Origin of the sequence: Streptomyces sp. NBC_01439 (assembly GCF_036227605.1) — a bacterium.
Lineage (GTDB): Bacteria > Actinomycetota > Actinomycetes > Streptomycetales > Streptomycetaceae > Streptomyces.
The window spans coordinates 286,599-304,563 of sequence record NZ_CP109487.1 but is presented as its reverse complement, the minus strand read 5'-3'; the positions used below and the strand labels follow the sequence as shown (position 1 = coordinate 304,563).

Genomic DNA, 17,965 nt, shown 5'->3' with positions numbered 1-17,965 from the left:
CTCATTCGGGAGGAGGGGGCGGCAGCCGGAGCTCGGCCACCAGGCCGTGCGGCTCGTTGCCGCGGATGTCGAGCCGGCCGCCGCTGAGCCGGGCGATCTCGTCGGCGATGGCCAGCCCCAGGCCGCTGCCGGGGATGTTCTGGTGTTCTGGCGAGCGCGCGAAACGGCGCAACAGCAAGGGCAGTTGCTCCTGCGGCACCCCCGGGCCGTCGTCCGCGACGCGTACGACCGCGGCGGCGCTCCCGTCCGCCGCGCGCGACGCGCACACCTCGACGCGGCCGCCGCGCGGGACGAACTTCACGGCGTTGTCGAGCAGCGCGTCGAGGATCCGGCCCGCGGCGTCGGGCAGGGCGCGCGCCCGCAGGCCCTCGGCGAGGCCGGTGGCCTCGAGCTCCACCTCAGCAGCACGGAAGACCGGGGCCCAGGCCGTCACCCGGTCCCGTACCGCCCGCGACACGTCCTCGTCGCCCGACTCCGCCGTGCCCGACTCCACACGGGCGAGCGCCAGGAGGCCGTCGAGCAGCTCCTCCAGGCGCTCCGCCTCGTCCAGCGCGCGGCCGTGCTCGGCCAGGCCCGGCCCGGGCGCGATGTGCGGCTCGACGTTCTCCAGCTGCAGTACCAGGGTGGCCAGCGGATTGCGCAGCTGGTGGGAGGCATCGGCGACGAAGTCGCGCTGTCGGCCGATGGAGTCGGCCATCGCCTCCGCCATCGTGTTGAAGTGCTGCCGCAGTCGGCGCAGTTCCGGCGGACCGGTGTCGGACACGGCCCGGGCCTGCAGGCTGCCGGCGGTCAGCCGTCCGACCGCCCGGTCCAGGTCCAGTACCGGGCGCATCAGCCAACGTGCGATCCCGGCCGCGACCAGAGCGGCCGCTGCGAAGGCGCCGAACGCCCCGGCGGCGATGAGCGACCAGCGCACGGTCACGTCCCGGCGGGCGGCCCCGGTGGGCACGGCCATCAGGACCGCCCCGCTCACCCGCTCGTCCCGGCCCACCGGCTCGGCCAGCACGACGGTGCGCGGTCCCCAGGGGCGAAGGGTGGGCAGCCGGTCGGTCGAGCGGCCGGTGAGCGCGCGGCGACGGGCTTCCGTCCCTTCGGAGGGGCCGCCCTCGGGGGAATCGGCGTCGGTGGCCGCGTGCGCGGCGGCCTCGGCCGCCGGTCCGGTACCGGACCGGGCCACCGTCGTCCCCGCGGAGTCGACCACGACCACCCCGGCCCCGTACAGCTGGGCGTAGCGGCCGATCTCGGCCGAGAGCTCGGCCCGGTCGGCGGCGGTGCGCATCCGGTCGGCGAGGTCGGCGAACCGTACGGCCTCCGAACGCCGTTGCAAGAGCAGGTGCTCGGTGCGCCCGCGCGCGTAGGCGTCGGCCAGGGGGACGCAGAGCAGCAGCGCCGCCGCCCCCATGAGGACCATCAGCACCGCCAGCAGCCTGCGCCTCACCGCTGTTCGCCCCGCACATCGGGGGCGGGGCCGGCGGTCGCGGCCGGTGTCGGGTCCGGACCCGGCGACGGGGTACCGAGTTGGTAGCCGAACCCCCGGACCGTGCGCACCAGGCCCGAGCGGCCGGTCTTGGCGCGGATGCCAGCCACGTGGACGTCCAGGGAGCGGGAGGCCGCGAGGAAGGCGTCACCCCAGATCCGGTCCAGGATCACCTCGCGGGAATGCACCTCGTCCGGGCGGGCGGCAAGGAAGGCGAGGACGTCGAACTCGCGTCGGGTGAGGCGTACCGCGGCGCCGGCCACCGTGACGGTGCGACCCGCGAGGTCCACCTCGACATCGCCGGTGCGCACGGGCCGGGACCCGGTCGGGGCGGGGTCCCGGCCCGGGTGCGGATCCGTCCGGCGGCGTACGGAGTCGATGCGGGCCATCAGCTCGGCCATCCGGAACGGCTTGACCACGTAGTCGTCGGCCCCCGCCCGCAGCCCCTGGACGATGTCGCGCTCCTCGCAGCGCGCGGTCACCACGATCAGCGGTGCGTCGCAGACGGTACGCAGCCGCCGGAGCAGCTCCAGCCCGTCGAGATCGGGAAGGCCCAGGTCGAGCAGGACGAACTCGGCTTCGCGGACGTGCCGCAGGGCGTCCAGGGCGCGCCCGACCCGGCGGACGGTGTGCCCGCGCTGGGCGAGGGCCGTCCCGAGGGCCCGGGCCATGCGATCGTCGTCCTCGACGAGAAGCGCGTGCATAGACAGTCCCTCGCGACCTGTGACCGGAGCGCCGATGTACCGGAGCCCGGCGTACCGGAGCCCCCGTGTCCGGATTCCCGTGACCCGGCGCAGCAGCTTACGGGAGCCGACGCGCCGGTTCACCGGGTCGGGTCAGCGCGCCGCCTCGGCGGGAGCCGCCGCCGGGCGCCCCTGCCCGTGCTCGCCGTCGGCCTCGGCCTCGGCGCGGCTGAGCGAGGCGTTGCGGGTGTCCGGCATGAGCACGTACGTGACGAGGGAGATCAGCGCGCATCCGGAGACGTACCAGAAGAACATGGTCTCGTGCCCACTGTTCTTGAACCAGAGCGCCACGTACTCCGCCGTGCCGCCGAACAGGGCGTTGGCGATCGCGTACGGCAGCGCCACGCCCAGCGCGCGCACCCGGGTCGGGAACAGCTCGGCCTTGACCGCCGCGTTGATGGACGTGTAGCCGGTGATGATGACCAGGGCCAGCAGGGACAGTCCGAGCGCCGACCAGTACGAGGACGCCGATCCGAGCGCGGTCATGATCGGGTACGTGCCGACGGTGCAGCCCACCGCGAAGGTGATCAGCAGGGGTCGGCGGCCGATCCGGTCGGACAGCATGCCGGCGAAGGGCTGCAGCACGGCGAAGAGGGTCAGGGCGGTGAAGCTGACGAGCGTGGCGGTGGTCTTCTCCATGCCCGCGCTGCCGACCAGGTACTTGGTGAGGTAGGTGGTGTAGGTGTAGTAGGCCACGGTGCCGCCGAGGGTGAGCGCCATGACCAGCCCCGCCTGCCGCCGGTACTGCCACAGGGCCTTCAGAGTGCCGCGCGTGCTGTCGTCGTGGGTGTCCCCGCCCGCTTCCGCCGACGCCGACGACTCCTCCTTGAAGGCGTCGGTCTCCTGCAGCCGGCGCCGCAGCCAGAAGACGACCACCGCGAACAGCGCCCCGAGGAGGAACGGGAGCCGCCAGCCCCAGCTCTCCAGCTGGGCCGTGGTCAGGGTGTGCTGAAGGGTGATCAGAGCGCCCAGTCCGAGCAACTGGCCGCAGGTCATGGACACGTACTGGAAGGACGAGCCCAGCCCGCGCCGGTTCCGGGCCGACGCCTCGGTCAGGTACGTGGCGCTGGCCGCGTACTCGCCGCCGATGCTCATCCCCTGCAGCAGCCGGGCGAGCAGCAGCACCAGGGCGCCGAAGTAGCCGGCCTGGTCGTAGGTCGGGGCGACGGCGATCAGCAGGGCGGCCACCGACATCATGGTGACGGTGAGGGTGAGCGCGCTCTTGCGCCCGTGCCGGTCGGCGGCACGGCCCAGGATCCACCCGCCGACGGGACGCATCAGGAAGCCGACGGCGAAGATCCCGGCCGTGTTCATCAGCTGGGTGGTCGGGTTGTCGCCGGGGAAGAAGGAATCGGCGAAGTAGATCGCGAAGCTGGCGTAGACGAACCAGTCGTACCACTCGACGAGATTGCCGAGCGAGCCGCCGACCAGGGCGAGACGGCGCTTCCTGCGCTCGTCCCCGGGCGGCGACGCGGGCATGACGACGGACGGGGACATGGCGGCTCCAGAGGGAAGTTCCCTGATGAGGGATGGTGGAACGGGGCCCCGGCGGTGGGGGAGTGTCCAGAGCATGCGGCGGCCGCCGTACCCGGACAAGGTCCGCCGCGCAGATCTAACGTTCCGCTAAGAAAGCTTCGGGAAATCCCGGGAGCCGCCGGATTTCACCGTTCAGTCATGCGCACGCCACGCCTGCTCCATGGTCGTCACCCGAACATGGCCCACGGTGGGGGCGGCCGTCGCGGAACGCCGGAAGCCCCCCGCCACCACGCGGCCGGCCCGTCCCGTACCCCCCAACAGGAGGCAAGATGCGCGTGATCCCGAGCAGGCGGACCCCGGCCGTGGCCGCGGCGGCCATGGTGGCCCTGGGCCTGATCGCCGTACCGGCGCACGCCCGGGCGGACCGGGGCGGCACGGCACCGTCGCTGCCCCGGGTGGCGGCCTCCGTAGAGACGCCCTCCCTCTTCGACGACGAGGCCGGCGGCAACGCGAACGCCGACGACCCGGCGATCTGGCGCAACACCAAGGATCCCGACGCCAGTTTGGTCATCGCCACCGCCAAGGAGGGCGGCCTGCGCGTCTACGACCTGGACGGACGTCAGGTGCAGGCCCTGCCCGCGCCCGCGCCGCCGAGGGACGGCGACAAGCCCGGGCGCTTCAACAACGTCGACCTGATCACGGGACTCCGCTTCCCGGACGGCCGCCACGACGTGGCCGTCGTCTCCGACCGCGGCCGCGACCAGCTGCGCGTCTACCGGATCGACCCGAAGCGGCCCACCGCCCCGCTGGTCGACGTCACCGACGAGGCGGCTGCCCCGCGGGTCTTCTCCGCCGGCCAGGACGAGGTCAACGACCAGCGGACCGCCTACGGCCTGGCCGCCTACACCGACCGCCGCAACGGTCGCTCGTACGCGGTCACCAGTCGGCGCCACGCCACCGACCTCGCACTGGCCGAACTGCTCCCGAACGCCCAGGGCAAGGTCGGCTACCGCACCGTCCGCACCACCTCGCTGCCCGCCTCCTTCACCCTGCCGAACGGGAACAGCTGGGAGCCGTGCGGCGAACCGGGGGAGCGGCCCCAGGTCGAGGGCATGGTCGTCGACCCCGACACCGGTGACCTCTACGCCGGTCAGGAGGACGTCGGCATCTGGAAGCTCGACGCAGACCTGCGCTCGCCCGCCCGCCTCATCGAGAAGGTCCGCTCCTTCGGCGTCCCCGGCACCTGGAACCCCGGGACGGAGGAGTGCGACGCGGGCGCGGACCCCGGCTTCGGCGGCCGGCACGTCTCCGCGGACGTGGAGGGCCTGACCATCTGGCGCGACCCGAAGCGACCCGGCCACGGCGGCTACCTGCTCGCATCCAGCCAGGGCGACGACACCTTCGCCGTCTTCGACCGCGAGCACGACAACGCGTACGTCCGCGGCTTCCGCATCGGTGACGGTGCGACGCCCGGCTCGCCGGACGGTTCGCAGGAGTGCGACGGCGCCGCGGTGACGAGCGCACCGCTGGGCAAGAGGTTCCCGAACGGCCTGCTGGTCGTTCAGGACGGCCACAACACCCCCCGGACCACCGGAGCCGACGGCGAGGCCCGCACCGACACCGACTTCAAGTTCGTGGACCTGGGCCGGCTCAAGCGGGCCGCCCGACTCTGACCCGGGGCCGGCCCCGGCCCCGCCGCCGGGGCCGTGACCTGGGCGGCGCCCGGTCCGTCCAGGTCGATAGGATCACCACCGCACACGACGGAAGGTGATCATGGCGGACAGTCCCCTCAGGCCCAGCTCGTTGATCAACACGGTCTACGGGGCGTTCCTGCGACGCCTCGGCGGCTGGATCTCCGTCGCCGACCTGATCACCCTGATGTCCGAGCTGGACGTGGACGGTCCGGCGGCGCGCTCGGCCATCTCCCGGCTCAAGAAGAAGGGAGTCCTCGAACCGGAGCGCCGGGGCGCCACCGGGTACCGGCTCAGCCCGGGCGCGCAGCCCGTCTTCGACGAGGGCGACCGGCGCATCTTCGGCAGTCTGGAACCGGCGGAGCTGAGCGACGGCTGGGCCATGGCCGTCTTCTCCGTACCGGAGTCCGAGCGCTCCTACCGCTACCAACTGCGCACCCGGCTGACCTGGCTGGGCTTCGGGAACATCGCCCCGGGCGTGTTGCTGGCACCCGGCCGTCTCCTCGGCGACGCCCGCGACATGCTCGTCCGGCTCGGACTCAGCGAGTACGTGCACCTGTTCGCCGCCGAATACGCGGCCTTCAGCGATCTGCCCGGGACGGTCAGCTCGTGGTGGGACTTCCCGGCGATCGAGGAGCAGTACGCCGGATTCACCGAGGCCTACGGGCCCCTCGCCGCGGGACTGACCGAGCGGCCCGCCATCGACGGCGCCGAGGCCTTCCGCTACTACGTTCCGATGCTCACCCAGTGGCGCCGCCTGCCCTACCTCGACCCCGGACTGCCCGCCGAACTGCTTCCCGCGGACTGGAACGCGGTCGCCGCGCGGCAGATCTTCCAGCAGCTGAACGAGGTGCTCGCCCCGCCCGGCCTGCGCCACGTCCAGGAGGTCACCGGCCTGGCCGAGGCCTGAGCGGGCCACCGCGCCGCCGACGTCCGCGTCGGCCTCGCGCCCGTCACCGCCCGGGCCAGCTCCAGGGCCCGTACGTGGAGCGGCCCCGAGGCCGGACCCATCGCCCACCGGGCCCGAGCGCGGACTCGGACGTGGACTCGGACGTGGACTCGGGCTCGGACGTGGACGCGGACGGATCGTGCCCCCTCTGATCAGCGCAGGCGGCCGGCCGGTTCGGCCGACACCGGCCGGGGCTGCGGGCCGGCGGGGCGGCCGGGCGCAAGGATGCGGTCATGGCCGACATCTTCGCCTCACGCACCATCGACGTGACGACCGGTGACCGGGAGACCGTCCATGACCTGACCGACGCCTGCGCGTCGTTCCTCGGGGAGGTGGCGCGGGGCAGGAGCGGACTGCTCAACATCTTCACGCCGCACGCGACCGCCGGGCTCGCCGTCATCGAGACGGGGGCGGGCAGCGACGAGGACCTCCTGAAGGCCCTGGCATCCCTGCTGCCCGCCGATGACCGCTGGCGGCACCGGCACGGTTCCCCCGGCCACGGCCGGGACCACGTACTGCCCGCGATCGTCCCGCCCCACGCGACGCTGCCGGTGATCGACGGAGTGCTGGAGCTCGGAACCTGGCAGTCCGTCACCCTCGTGGACACCAACCGGGACAACCCCCGCCGTCAGGTCCGCCTGTCCTTCTTCGGCTGCTGACCCGCCCCGCAGCTCGCAGGGGTGAAGACGTACCAATCATGACAGGTCAGAGGCTGTTTTCGTAGGACCAAGGGCACAGTGAATTGCCCTTGTTCGGACCCCTGTGCGGCTTTCAGAATCTCCGTCATGACGTATTCAGCGCACGCCAGTCACGACGCGGTACTCCGAGCCCGCGTCGCCCTCCTCGGATCACAGACCCTGCCCGCCCGGCAGGAGGTCGCCGCCTATCGCGTCCTCGTCCAGGTGAGTCCGCTGGCGTATCTGCCGCTGCTCGCCGAAGCGTTGTACGAATACAGCCGCCAGGACTTCGCACACCTGCCCGAGATCGCGTTGGCCCTGCGGGCCGAGGCCGTCGCCGCCGCGCGCCGCATGTACGCCATGGAGCCGAGCCGGGACCTCCTGCTCATCAAGGCGCTGGAGCGCTACCGGGAGCAGCTGGTGCTCTTGGACCGGAAGGAAGAACTCGGCTCCGTGCAACGGGAGATGGCCCAGGTGGCCGCCGGCGCCTAGCGACCCGGTGGTCGAGGGGCCGCGACTCCCCGTCCGGCAATGCCGGGCGCGCGGCCCCCCGTGCCGGATCATCGGGGGAGAAGGGGGAGGCGGGGGAGGGGCACCGACGAGGGACCCGGAGAACCGATGCGACACCGAATTCCGCTCCTGCCCGTCGTGGCGGTCGTTGCGGTACTGGCCGCCGCCCCGGCGTGCGTCGGCCCTTCGGCACTGCGCGGCTCACCGCCCGTGCCTTCCTCCGTCCCGACCACCGGCGACTTCTCCGGCCAGGTCGAGGTGGGCGGCGGCCGGAAGATCTATCTGAGCTGCAAGGGGAGCGGCAGCCCCCTCGTCCTGCTGGAATCCGGGTTGCACGATTCCTCCGACACCTGGACGTTCACCGACACCCGACCGCCCGTACCGAAGTCCCCGGCGGTGTTCCCCGGCGTCGCGGCGTTCGCCAGGGTCTGCGTCTACGACCGGCCGGGAACCGTCCGGTACGCCGACCCGCCGGCGCTCACCACCCGCAGCACGCCGGTCGACGGCACCCGCTCCCTCAGCGCGATGGTCGACGATCTCGACGAGCTGGTGACGTCCGCCCGTCTGCCGGGCCCCTACGTACTGGTCGGCCACTCCTTCGGCGGGATGATCACCCGGCTGTACGCCCAGCGGCACCCCGAGAAGACGGCAGGGTTGGTCTTCGTCGACGCCTTCGGCACCGGCATCCGCGCGCTCTTCGGCGCGCGGTGGGCCGCGTACCGCACGCTGCTCGACCGACCCGGCACGCCCTTCGACGCGCAACCCGCGTTCGAGAGGGTGGACATCGACGGCTCGATCGATTCCGTCACCGCCGCGCGCCCGCTGCCCGAGGTCCCGATGGCCGTCCTCAGCAAGACGGAACCCTTCGCCGCCCCGCCCGGGTCCCCGAAGGAGCTCCTGGACACCCTCGAGCGGGCCTGGCCCCGGGTCCAGCAGGAGCTGGTGGAGTTGGGGTCGCAGACCCCGCAGTTCCTGGCCACCGGGAGCGATCACTACGTACAGGTGCACGATCCCGACCTGACGATCAGCGCCGTCCGGCTCGTCGTGGGCCGCGTCCGCGCGGAGCCGTGATCCGGGCCGGCCGGTCGGCCGGCCCGGACGTCACGCTCAGGCGAGGTCGAACCGGTCGAGGTTCATCACCTTGTCCCACGCCGCGACGAAGTCCTTCACGAACTTCTCCTTCGCATCGTCGCTCGCATAGACCTCCGCGAGGGCGCGCAGCTCCGAGTTCGACCCGAACACGAGGTCGGCGCGGGTACCGGTCCACTTCGCCCGGCCCGTGGCGGAGTCGCGGCCCTCGAAGGCGGTCCCGTCCTCGGACGTCGCCGACCACGTCGTGCCCAGGTCGAGCAGGTTGACGAAGAAGTCGTTGGTGAGGGCCCCCGGGGTCGTGGTGAAGACGCCGTGCTGCGTCTGCTGGTGGTTGGCGCCCAGTACGCGCAGGCCACCGACCAGGACCGTCATCTCGGGAGCGCTGAGGGTCAGCAGGTTCGCCCGGTCGAGCAGCAGGTACTCGGCCGGCAGCCGGTTGCCCTTCCCGAGGTAGTTGCGGAACCCGTCGGCGGCCGGCTCCAGCGCGGCGAACGACTCCACGTCCGTCTGCTCCTGCGCCGCGTCCGCGCGACCCGGGGTGAAGGGGACCTGCACGGCGAACCCGCCGTCCATGGCGGCCTGTTCGACGGCGGCCGCGCCGGCCAGCACGATCAGGTCCGCGAGCGAGATCCGCTTGCCGCCGCTCTGGGCGGAGTTGAAGGCCTCCTGGATCCCGGTCAGGGTACGCAGTACCCCGGCCAGCTGGTCCGGGTCGTTGACCTCCCAACCGCTCTGCGGCTGGAGGCGGATCCGACCGCCGTTGGCGCCGCCGCGCTTGTCGCTGCCGCGGAAGGACGAGGCCGAGGCCCACGCGACCGAGACGAGCTGGGACACCGTCAGGCCCGAGTCACGGACCTGCCGCTTGAGTACGGCGACGTCGGCGGCGTCGACGAGCTCGTGCGTCACCGGGGGGAGCGGGTCCTGCCACAGCAGGGTCTCGGTCGGGACCTCCGGGCCGAGGTAGCGCACGACCGGGCCCATGTCGCGGTGGGTCAGCTTGAACCACGCGCGCGCGAACGCGTCGGCGAACTCGGCGGGGTTCGCGAGGAAGCGCCGCGAGATCTGCTCGTAGGCCGGGTCGACCCGCAGCGACAGGTCGGTCGTCAGCATCGTCGGGGCGTGGGATTTGGCCGGGTCGTGGGCATCGGGCACGGTGCCCGCCCCGGCGCCGTCCTTCGGCCGCCACTGGTTCGCCCCGGCGGGGCTCTTGAACAGCTCCCAGTCGTAGCCGAACAGGATCTCGAAGAAGGTGTTGTCCCAGGTGGTCGGGGTGTTGGTCCAGACTCCCTCGAGACCGCTGGTGATCGCGTCGCCACCCTTGCCGGTGCCGAAGGAATTCGCCCAGCCCAGCCCCTGCGCCTCCATCGGGGCGGCCTCCGGGTCGGCGCCGACGCTCTCCGCCGGGCCCGCACCGTGGGTCTTGCCGAAGGTGTGGCCGCCCGCGATCAGCGCGACCGTCTCCTCGTCGTTCATCGCCATCCGACGGAAGGTCTCACGGATGTCGCGCGCCGCGGCGATCGGGTCGGGGTTGCCGTTCGGGCCCTCCGGATTGACGTAGATGAGGCCCATCTGGACCGCGCCGAGGGGGTTCTCCAGCTCGCGGTCTCCCGTGTAGCGCTCGTCGTCGAGCCAGGTGGTCTCGGGGCCCCAGTAGACGTCCTCGTCGGGTTCCCAGACGTCCGGGCGGCCGCCACCGAAGCCGAAGGTCTCGAAGCCCATCGACTCCAGGGCCACGTTGCCGGTGAGGATCATGAGGTCGGCCCACGAGAGGCTCTGGCCGTACTTCTGCTTGACCGGCCACAGCAGACGGCGGGCCTTGTCGAGGTTGCCGTTGTCCGGCCAGCTGTTGAGGGGGGCGAAACGCTGCTGGCCGGCCCCGGCGCCGCCGCGGCCGTCGCTGATCCGGTAGGTGCCCGCGCTGTGCCAGGCCATACGGATCATGAACGGGCCGTAGTGGCCGAAGTCGGCGGGCCACCAGTCCTGGGAGGTGGTCAGCACGTCCGCGATGTCCCGCTTGACGGCGGGAAGGTCGAGGGTTTTGAACGCTGCGGCGTAGTCGAACTCCTCACCGAGGGGGTTCGCGACGGCGGGGTTCTTGGCGAGGATCTTCAGGTTGAGCCGTTCGGGCCACCACTGGCGGTTCCCGCCGCCCTGAGTCGGGTGTGCGGCTCGCCCGTGGGCCACCGGACAGCCGTCCCCACCCTCAGATTTGGCATCTGTGACGATTGCATCGTGGTTCTCAGACATGGGAATCCTTCCGTACCAGGCGGATCACGGTGTTCAGGAACTGAATGCGACTGAATGCGAAGGAACAGGCGGGGCGCAGGGCCCCGTCGAATGGGCTCGGCCTCGTCGATCGCCTCGACGCCGAGGGGTCACCGTCCCGGACGGTCGTGCGCAGTGGGACGCCGGCGGCCGGTGCACACGTGTCGGCACCGGGCAGCTCCTCGGCGGTGATCCGTCACGTCTTTGTCACCTGCCGCTCTGGAGTCTTCCTGTCTCTTGGCTATCTACGAAACCGATCCTACGATGGACGGAATCCAAGTCAAGAAGGACACCAGGTCCACCTTCGACCGGATCCAGGATGTCCGCCGATAAACTTCGGGACACCCCGTCGAACCTGAATAGGTGGGCCGATATGAGTGACCTGCTGGAGCGTTTGCGCGGGCGTGGTTGGCGAATGACATCCCAGCGGCGCGTGGTCGCGGAGGTCCTCGACGGCGACCACGTGCACCTCACGGCGGACGAGGTGCACGCACGCGCGGTCCAGCGGTTGCCGGAGATCTCCCGGGCGACGGTCTACAACGCCCTGGGCGAACTGGTCGCCCTCGGCGAGGTCGTGGAGGTCACCACGGACGGCCGGGCGAAGCGCTACGACCCCAACGCGCACCACCCGCACCAGCACCTGGTGTGTTCCACCTGCGGCCTCATTCGCGACGTCCACCCCACGGACGACCCCCTGGCCGGCCTCCCGGCGGACGAGCGCTTCGGCTTCACGGTGTCCGGGGTCGAGGTCACCTACCGCGGCCTGTGCCCGGACTGCGCGTAGCACGCAGGCGCCCCCACACCTCGGTCCCTCACCCGTCCTGCCCCGCGGTCGGTCCCTCGGCCTCTTCCTCGGCCTCTTCCTCGCCCTCTCCCTGCGGCCACTCCATGGGCCGGGCACCGAGCCAGGCCGTCTCGAACTCGGCCCCGCTGATCTCCATGCCCACCAGCTCGGGGTCGAAGAGGTCCACGACGGGCGGGTTGAGGGGCCAGTCGTCCGGGCCGCTCCGCACACCGGGGCCGTCCGGGGCCGACTCGACCTGGCGCAGCCTACGACCGTCGGCCCCGACCTCCATCAGGTAGAGCGTCAGGTCCTCGTCGTCCCCGTAGTCCCAGCGCCGCCGCAGCCACACGATCTCCCGGTCGGCGAGCGCGCCGAAGCCGTCGAGTCCGCGCTGGGCCTCCCGCTTCGCCCGCAGTTCGTCCAGCCCGTCCGGTGTGGTCGTCCCGTCGACCCAGGCCTCGTCCAAGTCCCAGCTCTCGGCCCGCCGGAGGGTGTCCGCGGTCTCGACGACCTCCACGTCCGCGAACGTCTCACGCACCTCGCGCACCGACCTCGCGTGGACCCACCACCACGATCCGCCCATGCCGTAGTCATGGAGTACGAGAAAACGCTGCGCGGGCACCTCATGATCGGTCATATCGGCCGACTGTATTCGATCCTCCGTCCGCCCTTCGCACGGCCCCGGAACGTGCGAGCGCCCCGCATTGCGCAGCCGCAATACCGTCTTTTCCCAGCCACGCACAAGGCTTCAACAAGAAAATCCTTGATACCGCACTAGACTGGTGGGTTGTTTGGCGCTGGGCCGGAACAACCTGGGCAGACCCGGGCTCCGCCGGCGACCCGGATGCTGCCGGGATCGAGACGCGAGGGCCGATGGCAGTCACACCTGAGCGCGGTGAACTCACTCTGCTCGACGACGGGGAGACGCCGGAGGAGTCCGGCAAGTCCGCCCGCTTCACCGCCGGGCCCGCCGCCCCCACCCGCACCCTCGTCGACGTCTTCGAGGCCACCGTACGGACGTACCCCGACGAGCTCGCCCTCGACGACGGAACCACCCGATTGACCTACCGGGCGCTCGCCGTCGAGGTCGAGCGCCGGCGCCGGGCCCTCGCGGCCGCCGGCGTGGGACTCGGCGACCGGGTCGGCGTCCGCGTCCCGTCCGGGACCAACGAGCTGTACGTGGCCGTCCTCGCCGTCCTGGCCGCAGGCGCCGCCTACGTACCCGTCGACGCCGAGGACCCGGACGAGCGCGCCGACCTGGTCTTCGGCGAGGCCGGGGTCCGGGCGGTGCTCGGCGGCGGACAGCGCATCCATTCCGGCCGGTCCGCGGAGCCCGGTGCCCGCGCCGCCGCCTCCCGCCCCGGCCCCGAGCACGACGCGTGGATCATCTTCACCTCCGGCTCCACCGGCAAGCCCAAGGGCGTCGCCGTCAGCCACCGCAGCGCCGCCGCCTTCGTCGACGCCGAGGCCGCGCTCTTCCTCGCCGAGGAGCCGATCGGCCCCGGCGACCGCGTGATGGCCGGACTGTCCGTCGCCTTCGACGCCTCCTGCGAGGAGATGTGGCTGGCCTGGCGCTACGGCGCCTGCCTCGTGCCCGTACCCCGCTCCCAGGTGCGCAGCGGCGCCGACCTCGGCCCCTGGCTCGTGGACCAGGAGATCACCGTGGTCTCCACCGTGCCGACCCTGGCCGCGCTGTGGGAGCCCGAAGACCTGGGCGAGGTCCGGCTGCTGATCTTCGGCGGCGAGGCCTGCCCGCCCGAGCTCACCCAGCGCCTGGTCACCGAAGGCCGCGAGGTCTGGAACACCTACGGACCCACCGAGGCCACCGTCGTCGCCTGCGCCGCCCTCCTGACCGGCGAGGAACCGATCCGGATCGGCCTCCCGCTGAACGGCTGGGAACTGGCCGTCGTCGACGAGTCCGGGGAACCGGTGCCCATGGGCGGCAGCGGCCAGCTCGTGATCGGCGGCGTGGGCCTCGCCCGCTACCTCGACCCCGAGAAGGACGCCGAGAAGTACGCCCCGCTCGCATCCCTCGGCTGGCAGCGCGCCTACCGCAGCGGCGACCTCGTACGTGCCGAACCGGAGGGCCTGGTCTTCCTCGGGCGCGCCGACGAGCAGATCAAACTCGGCGGCCGCCGGATCGAGCTCGGCGAGGTGGACGCCGCGCTCCAGGCCCTGCCCGGGGTCGCGGGCGCCGCCGCCGCCGTCCGCACCGCGCGCAGCGGCAACCAGCTCCTCGTCGGCTACCTCGTCACCCAGGACGGCTGGGACCACGCGGCGGCCGTCACCCGGCTGCGCGCCGAGCTGCCCGCCGCCCTCGTCCCGCTCCTCGCACCCGTCGCTGAGCTGCCCACCCGCACCTCCGGCAAGGTCGACCGGAACGCGCTGCCCTGGCCGCTGCCCGGCCTGGAGACCTCCGGACCCACCGAGCAGCTCTACGGGACCGAGGCCTGGCTCGCCGAACAGTGGAGCGAGACCCTCGGGGTCACCGTCACCAGCGCCTCCGACGACTTCTTCGCGATCGGCGGCGGCAGCCTCGCCGCCGCCCAGCTCACCACCCGGCTGCGCACCCGCTACCCGAGCGCGGCCGTCCTCGACATCTACCAGCAGCCCACCCTGCGCAAGCTGGCCCGGCACCTGGAGAAGTCCGTCCAGGACGACGGAGCGGCCCGCACCGTCGCACCGGTCCCGCTGCGCTCCCAGGTGGCGCAGTCGCTCCTGCTGCTCCCGCTGTTCACCCTGATCGGCCTGCGCTGGACGGTCGTCCTGCTGACCCTCGGCAACGTCCTGCACGGCTTCGGGACCTTCCCGTGGGCGCCGACCGCCTCGTGGTGGCTCGTCGCCGCCGGCGCGCTGCTGCTCTTCAGCCCGCCGGGCCGGCTCGCGATCGCGGCCGGCGGCGCCCGCCTGCTGCTGCGCGGCGTACAGGCCGGACGCCACCCGCGCGGCGGTAGCGTGCACCTGCGGCTGTGGACGGCCGAGCGACTGGCCGAATGCGCCGGCGCCACCTCCCTCACCGGCTCCTGGCTGGAACGTTACGGTCGGGCCCTCGGCGCCAAGATCGGCCCCGAGGTGGACCTGCACTCCCTGCCCCCGGTCACGGGCATGCTCAAACTCGGCCGCGGCTGCGCCGTGGAGTCCGAGGTGGACCTCTGCGGCCACTGGCTGGACGGGGACCACCTGGAGATCGGCGCGATCAAGGTCGGCGCGGGCGCGGTCGTCGGCACCCGCAGCATTCTTTTCCCCGGTGCGCGCGTCGGAAAGCGCGCCGAGGTGGCCCCCGGCTCCGCCGTCGTCGGACAGGTCCCGACCGGCCAGCGTTGGGCCGGTGCACCCGCCGGGAAACTCGGCAAGGCCAAGCACAACTGGCCGGGGGAACGCCCACCGCGCGGACTCCCCTGGCGGGCCGCCTACGGCGCGGCCGGCTTCGGCCTCACGGCCCTGCCCGTGCTCGCCGCCCTGCCCGCCCTGCTCGTCGCCGGCCGCTTCGTGCCCGCCGACGCCGGGCTCACCGAAGCCCTGCGCGGAGCGCTGCTCGCCGTGGTGCCCGCGGCGCTCGCCTTCGGGTTCGCGTACGCGGCCCTACTGCTGGTCTCCGTACGCCTGCTCAGCCTGGGCTTGCGGACCGGAACCCACCCGACGCACAGCAGGGTCGGCTGGCAGGCATGGACGGTCACCCAGCTGATGGACCTGTCCCGCGAGACGCTCTTCCCGCTGTACGCAGGGCTGATCACACCGGTCTGGCTGCGGCTGCTCGGCATGAAGATCGGCCGGGGCGCCGAGGTGTCCACCGTGCTCGCCCTGCCCAGCCTCACCACCGTCGGCGAAGGCGCCTTCCTCGCCGACGACACCCTCACCGCCCCCTACGAGCTCGGCGGCGGCTGGATGCGCATCGGCCACTCCGAGATCGGCCGCCGCGCCTTCCTCGGGAACTCCGGCATGACCGCCCCGGGCCGCACCGTGCCGGACGACGGACTGGTCGGCGTCCTGTCCGCCACCCCCAAGAAGGCCAAGAAGGGCAGCTCCTACCTGGGGCTCCCACCGGTGCGGCTGCCCCGGTCCACCGCCGACGCCGACCAGAGCCGGACGTACGAGCCGCCCGCGCGGCTGCTGTGGGCGCGCGGGCTGGTGGAGCTGTGCCGACTCCTCCCCGTGTTCTGCTCGGTCGCCCTGGCCGTGCTGACCGCGGCAGCGCTCTGTGCGCTGATCACGTGGAGCGGTCCGGGGATCTGGGGAGCCGCGCTGCTCTCCGGAGCGGTCCTGCTCACCGCCGGAGGGGCCGCCTGCGCGGTCGCGGTGACCGCCAAATGGCTGCTGGTGGGCCGGCACCGGACCGGGGAGCACCCGCTGTGGAGCGGTTTCGTGTGGCGCAACGAGCTGGCCGACACCTTCGTGGAAGTACTGGCCGTGCCGTGGCTGGCCGGATCGGTGCCCGGCACGCCGGTGCTGTCCCTGTGGCTGCGTGCGCTCGGCGGCCGGATCGGTCGGGGCGTGTGGTGCGAGAGCTACTGGCTGCCCGAGACGGACCTGGTCGTGCTGGGCGACGGGGTCAGCGTGAACCGCGGCTGTGTGTTGCAGACGCACCTCTTCCACGACCGGATCTTGAGGACGGATACTGTGGTGCTCCGTGAGGGCGCCACCCTGGGCCCGGGCGGAATCGTCCTGCCCGGGAGCACGGTGGGGGCCCGCAGCACACTGGGCCCCGCATCCCTCGTGATGGCCGGGGAATCCGTCCCCGCCGACACCCGCTGGCTGGGCAACCCGATCGAGGCGTGGCGGTCCTGACCGGGCCGTCCGCGCCGCGGCAGGCAGCAGGGCGGCACCGGCACACCACCGGTACGTCGGCACACCGGCACGTCGTACGAGCACAGCGCAGGGAGCGGAAGCGGCAGTGAGCGGCCAGAGAACAGAGCCATCGGACCCGTACTTCCCGGCCAACGGCGACTCCCGTTACCGAGTGCACCGGTACGAACTCGCTCTGGAGTACCGTCCCGGCCCCAACCGGCTCGCCGGCACGGCCCGGCTGAGCGCGATCGCCGGGCGGGCGCCGCTCACCGAGTTCCACCTGAACCTGGCCGAATTCAGAATAGGCCGCGTCCTGGTGAACGGCCGGGCCCCGCACTACACCCACCGCGGCGGCAAGCTGCGCATCCGCCCGGCCAAGCCCCTGCCCGCCGGCTCCGCCTTCACCGTGGAGGTGCACTGGGCCGGCAACCCCAAACCGGTGCGCAGCCCCTGGGGCGGCCTCGGTTGGGAGGAACTGACCGACGGCGCCCTGGTGGCCAGCCAGCCCGTCGGCGCGCCCTCCTGGTACCCGTGCAACGACCGGCCCGCCGACAAGGCCTCGTACCACATCTCGGTCAACACGCCGTCCCCCTACGCGGTCGTGGCCGGCGGCCGACTGCTCACGCGCACGACGAAGGCCAGCACGACCACCTGGGTCTACGAGCAGTCCGCGCCGACCTCCAGCTACCTGGTCGGCCTGTCCATCGGCATGTACCAGACGGTGCTCCTCGGCGACCCCGGACTGGGCGGCGTACCGCAGAGCGCACACGTGCCGCCGCACCTGCTGGCGCGGTTCTCCCGCGACTTCGCCCGGCAGCCCGCCATGATGCGCCTGTTCGAGGAACTCTTCGGGCCCTACCCCTTCGGCGAGTACGTGGTGGTCGTCGCCGACGAGGAACTGGACGTCCCCGTGGAGGCGCAGGGCCTGTCGACCTTCGGCGCCAACCACGTGGACGGCGTCCGCGGTTCGGAACGCCTCATCGCCCACGAGCTGGCGCACCAGTGGTTCGGCAACAGCGTGACCATCGCCGACTGGCGGCACATCTGGCTGAACGAGGGCTTCGCGAAGTACGCCGAATGGCTCTGGTCGGAACGCTCCGGCGGCCGCACCGCGCACGAACTGGCGGCCGCCGCACACCGGCTGCTGTCCTCGCAGCCGCAGGACCTGCGCCTGGCCGACCCCGGCCGCAAGCTGATGTTCGACGACCGCCTGTACCAGCGCGGCGGCCTGACCATGCACGCGATCCGCTGCGCGCTGGGCGACGGCGCGTTCTTCCGCATGCTGCGGGACTGGGCCACGGTCCACCGCCACGGGGTGGTGTCCACCGTGGCCCTCACCCACCACGCGGCCCGTTACGCGGCCGAACCGTTGGACGACCTGTTCACCGCCTGGCTCCACCAGCCGGCCCTCCCGCCCCTGCCGGCGCCGCCCCGGCCCCCGATACCGGCGAGGCCCGGATACCCGCCGACGAACGGCGGCTCCAAGGGCGGTCGGGGCAAGGCCTCGACCTAGCCG

13 protein-coding genes are annotated in these 17,965 nt (G+C 72.5%); 8 read left to right on the top strand and 5 right to left on the bottom strand.

What is annotated here, in order from left to right; translation table 11 throughout:
• Position 1 precedes the first annotated feature (1 nt).
• The 3 genes from OG207_RS01470 to OG207_RS01460 all read right to left on the bottom strand — a co-directional run bounded on the left by OG207_RS01470 (position 2) and on the right by OG207_RS01460 (position 3,699).
• Positions 2 to 1,438, bottom strand: coding sequence for a sensor histidine kinase (locus OG207_RS01470; RefSeq protein WP_329095093.1), 1,437 nt, complete (start codon positions 1,436 to 1,438; stop codon positions 2 to 4).
• Positions 1,435 to 2,181 (bottom strand): response regulator transcription factor, encoded by a 747-nt coding sequence (locus tag OG207_RS01465; RefSeq protein ID WP_329095091.1) that lies wholly within the window; start codon positions 2,179 to 2,181, stop codon positions 1,435 to 1,437. Before OG207_RS01465 ends, OG207_RS01470 begins: the two co-directional genes overlap by 4 nt.
• Positions 2,182 to 2,313: 132 nt before the next feature.
• Entirely contained in the window at positions 2,314 to 3,699 is a 1,386-nt protein-coding gene (locus OG207_RS01460) for an MFS transporter (RefSeq protein WP_329107390.1), read from the bottom strand.
• Between the two features lie 326 nt (positions 3,700 to 4,025).
• On the opposite strand from OG207_RS01460, the gene OG207_RS01455 reads away from it, so the two are divergent.
• From OG207_RS01455 to OG207_RS01435, 5 genes are all read left to right on the top strand, one after another.
• The gene (locus OG207_RS01455) at positions 4,026 to 5,369 is read left to right on the top strand and encodes a phytase (RefSeq protein WP_329095089.1); all 1,344 of its coding nucleotides are present in this window, start codon (positions 4,026 to 4,028) and stop codon (positions 5,367 to 5,369) included.
• Between the two features lie 100 nt (positions 5,370 to 5,469).
• The gene (locus tag OG207_RS01450; protein WP_329095087.1) at positions 5,470 to 6,297 is read left to right on the top strand and encodes a PaaX family transcriptional regulator; all 828 of its coding nucleotides are present in this window, start codon (positions 5,470 to 5,472) and stop codon (positions 6,295 to 6,297) included.
• 272 nt (positions 6,298 to 6,569) lie between these two features.
• A complete protein-coding gene (locus OG207_RS01445) occupies positions 6,570 to 6,995 on the top strand; it encodes a secondary thiamine-phosphate synthase enzyme YjbQ (protein WP_329095085.1) in 426 nt (141 codons plus the stop codon).
• Between the two features lie 126 nt (positions 6,996 to 7,121).
• Positions 7,122 to 7,505, top strand: a complete 384-nt coding sequence (locus tag OG207_RS01440) for a hypothetical protein (protein ID WP_329095083.1) — start codon at positions 7,122 to 7,124, stop codon at positions 7,503 to 7,505.
• 126 nt (positions 7,506 to 7,631) lie between these two features.
• The gene (locus OG207_RS01435) at positions 7,632 to 8,594 is read left to right on the top strand and encodes an alpha/beta fold hydrolase (RefSeq protein WP_329095082.1); all 963 of its coding nucleotides are present in this window, start codon (positions 7,632 to 7,634) and stop codon (positions 8,592 to 8,594) included.
• Positions 8,595 to 8,630: 36 nt separating this feature from the next.
• Here the strand turns inward: OG207_RS01435 and katG are convergent, their stop codons facing one another.
• A complete protein-coding gene (gene katG, locus OG207_RS01430) occupies positions 8,631 to 10,862 on the bottom strand; it encodes a catalase/peroxidase HPI (RefSeq protein ID WP_329095080.1) in 2,232 nt (743 codons plus the stop codon).
• A 391-nt stretch (positions 10,863 to 11,253) separates the two neighbouring features.
• On the opposite strand from katG, the gene OG207_RS01425 reads away from it, so the two are divergent.
• Positions 11,254 to 11,664, top strand: coding sequence for a Fur family transcriptional regulator (locus OG207_RS01425; RefSeq protein ID WP_329095078.1), 411 nt, complete (start codon positions 11,254 to 11,256; stop codon positions 11,662 to 11,664).
• 28 nt (positions 11,665 to 11,692) lie between these two features.
• Here the strand turns inward: OG207_RS01425 and OG207_RS01420 are convergent, their stop codons facing one another.
• Positions 11,693 to 12,301, bottom strand: coding sequence for a hypothetical protein (locus tag OG207_RS01420; protein WP_329095075.1), 609 nt, complete (start codon positions 12,299 to 12,301; stop codon positions 11,693 to 11,695).
• Between the two features lie 236 nt (positions 12,302 to 12,537).
• On the opposite strand from OG207_RS01420, the gene OG207_RS01415 reads away from it, so the two are divergent.
• Complete coding sequence (locus tag OG207_RS01415; RefSeq protein WP_329095073.1) at positions 12,538 to 16,449, top strand: Pls/PosA family non-ribosomal peptide synthetase; 3,912 nt, start codon at positions 12,538 to 12,540, stop codon at positions 16,447 to 16,449.
• Between the two features lie 106 nt (positions 16,450 to 16,555).
• The gene (locus OG207_RS01410) at positions 16,556 to 17,962 is read left to right on the top strand and encodes a M1 family metallopeptidase (protein WP_329095071.1); all 1,407 of its coding nucleotides are present in this window, start codon (positions 16,556 to 16,558) and stop codon (positions 17,960 to 17,962) included.
• Positions 17,963 to 17,965 lie beyond the last annotated feature (3 nt).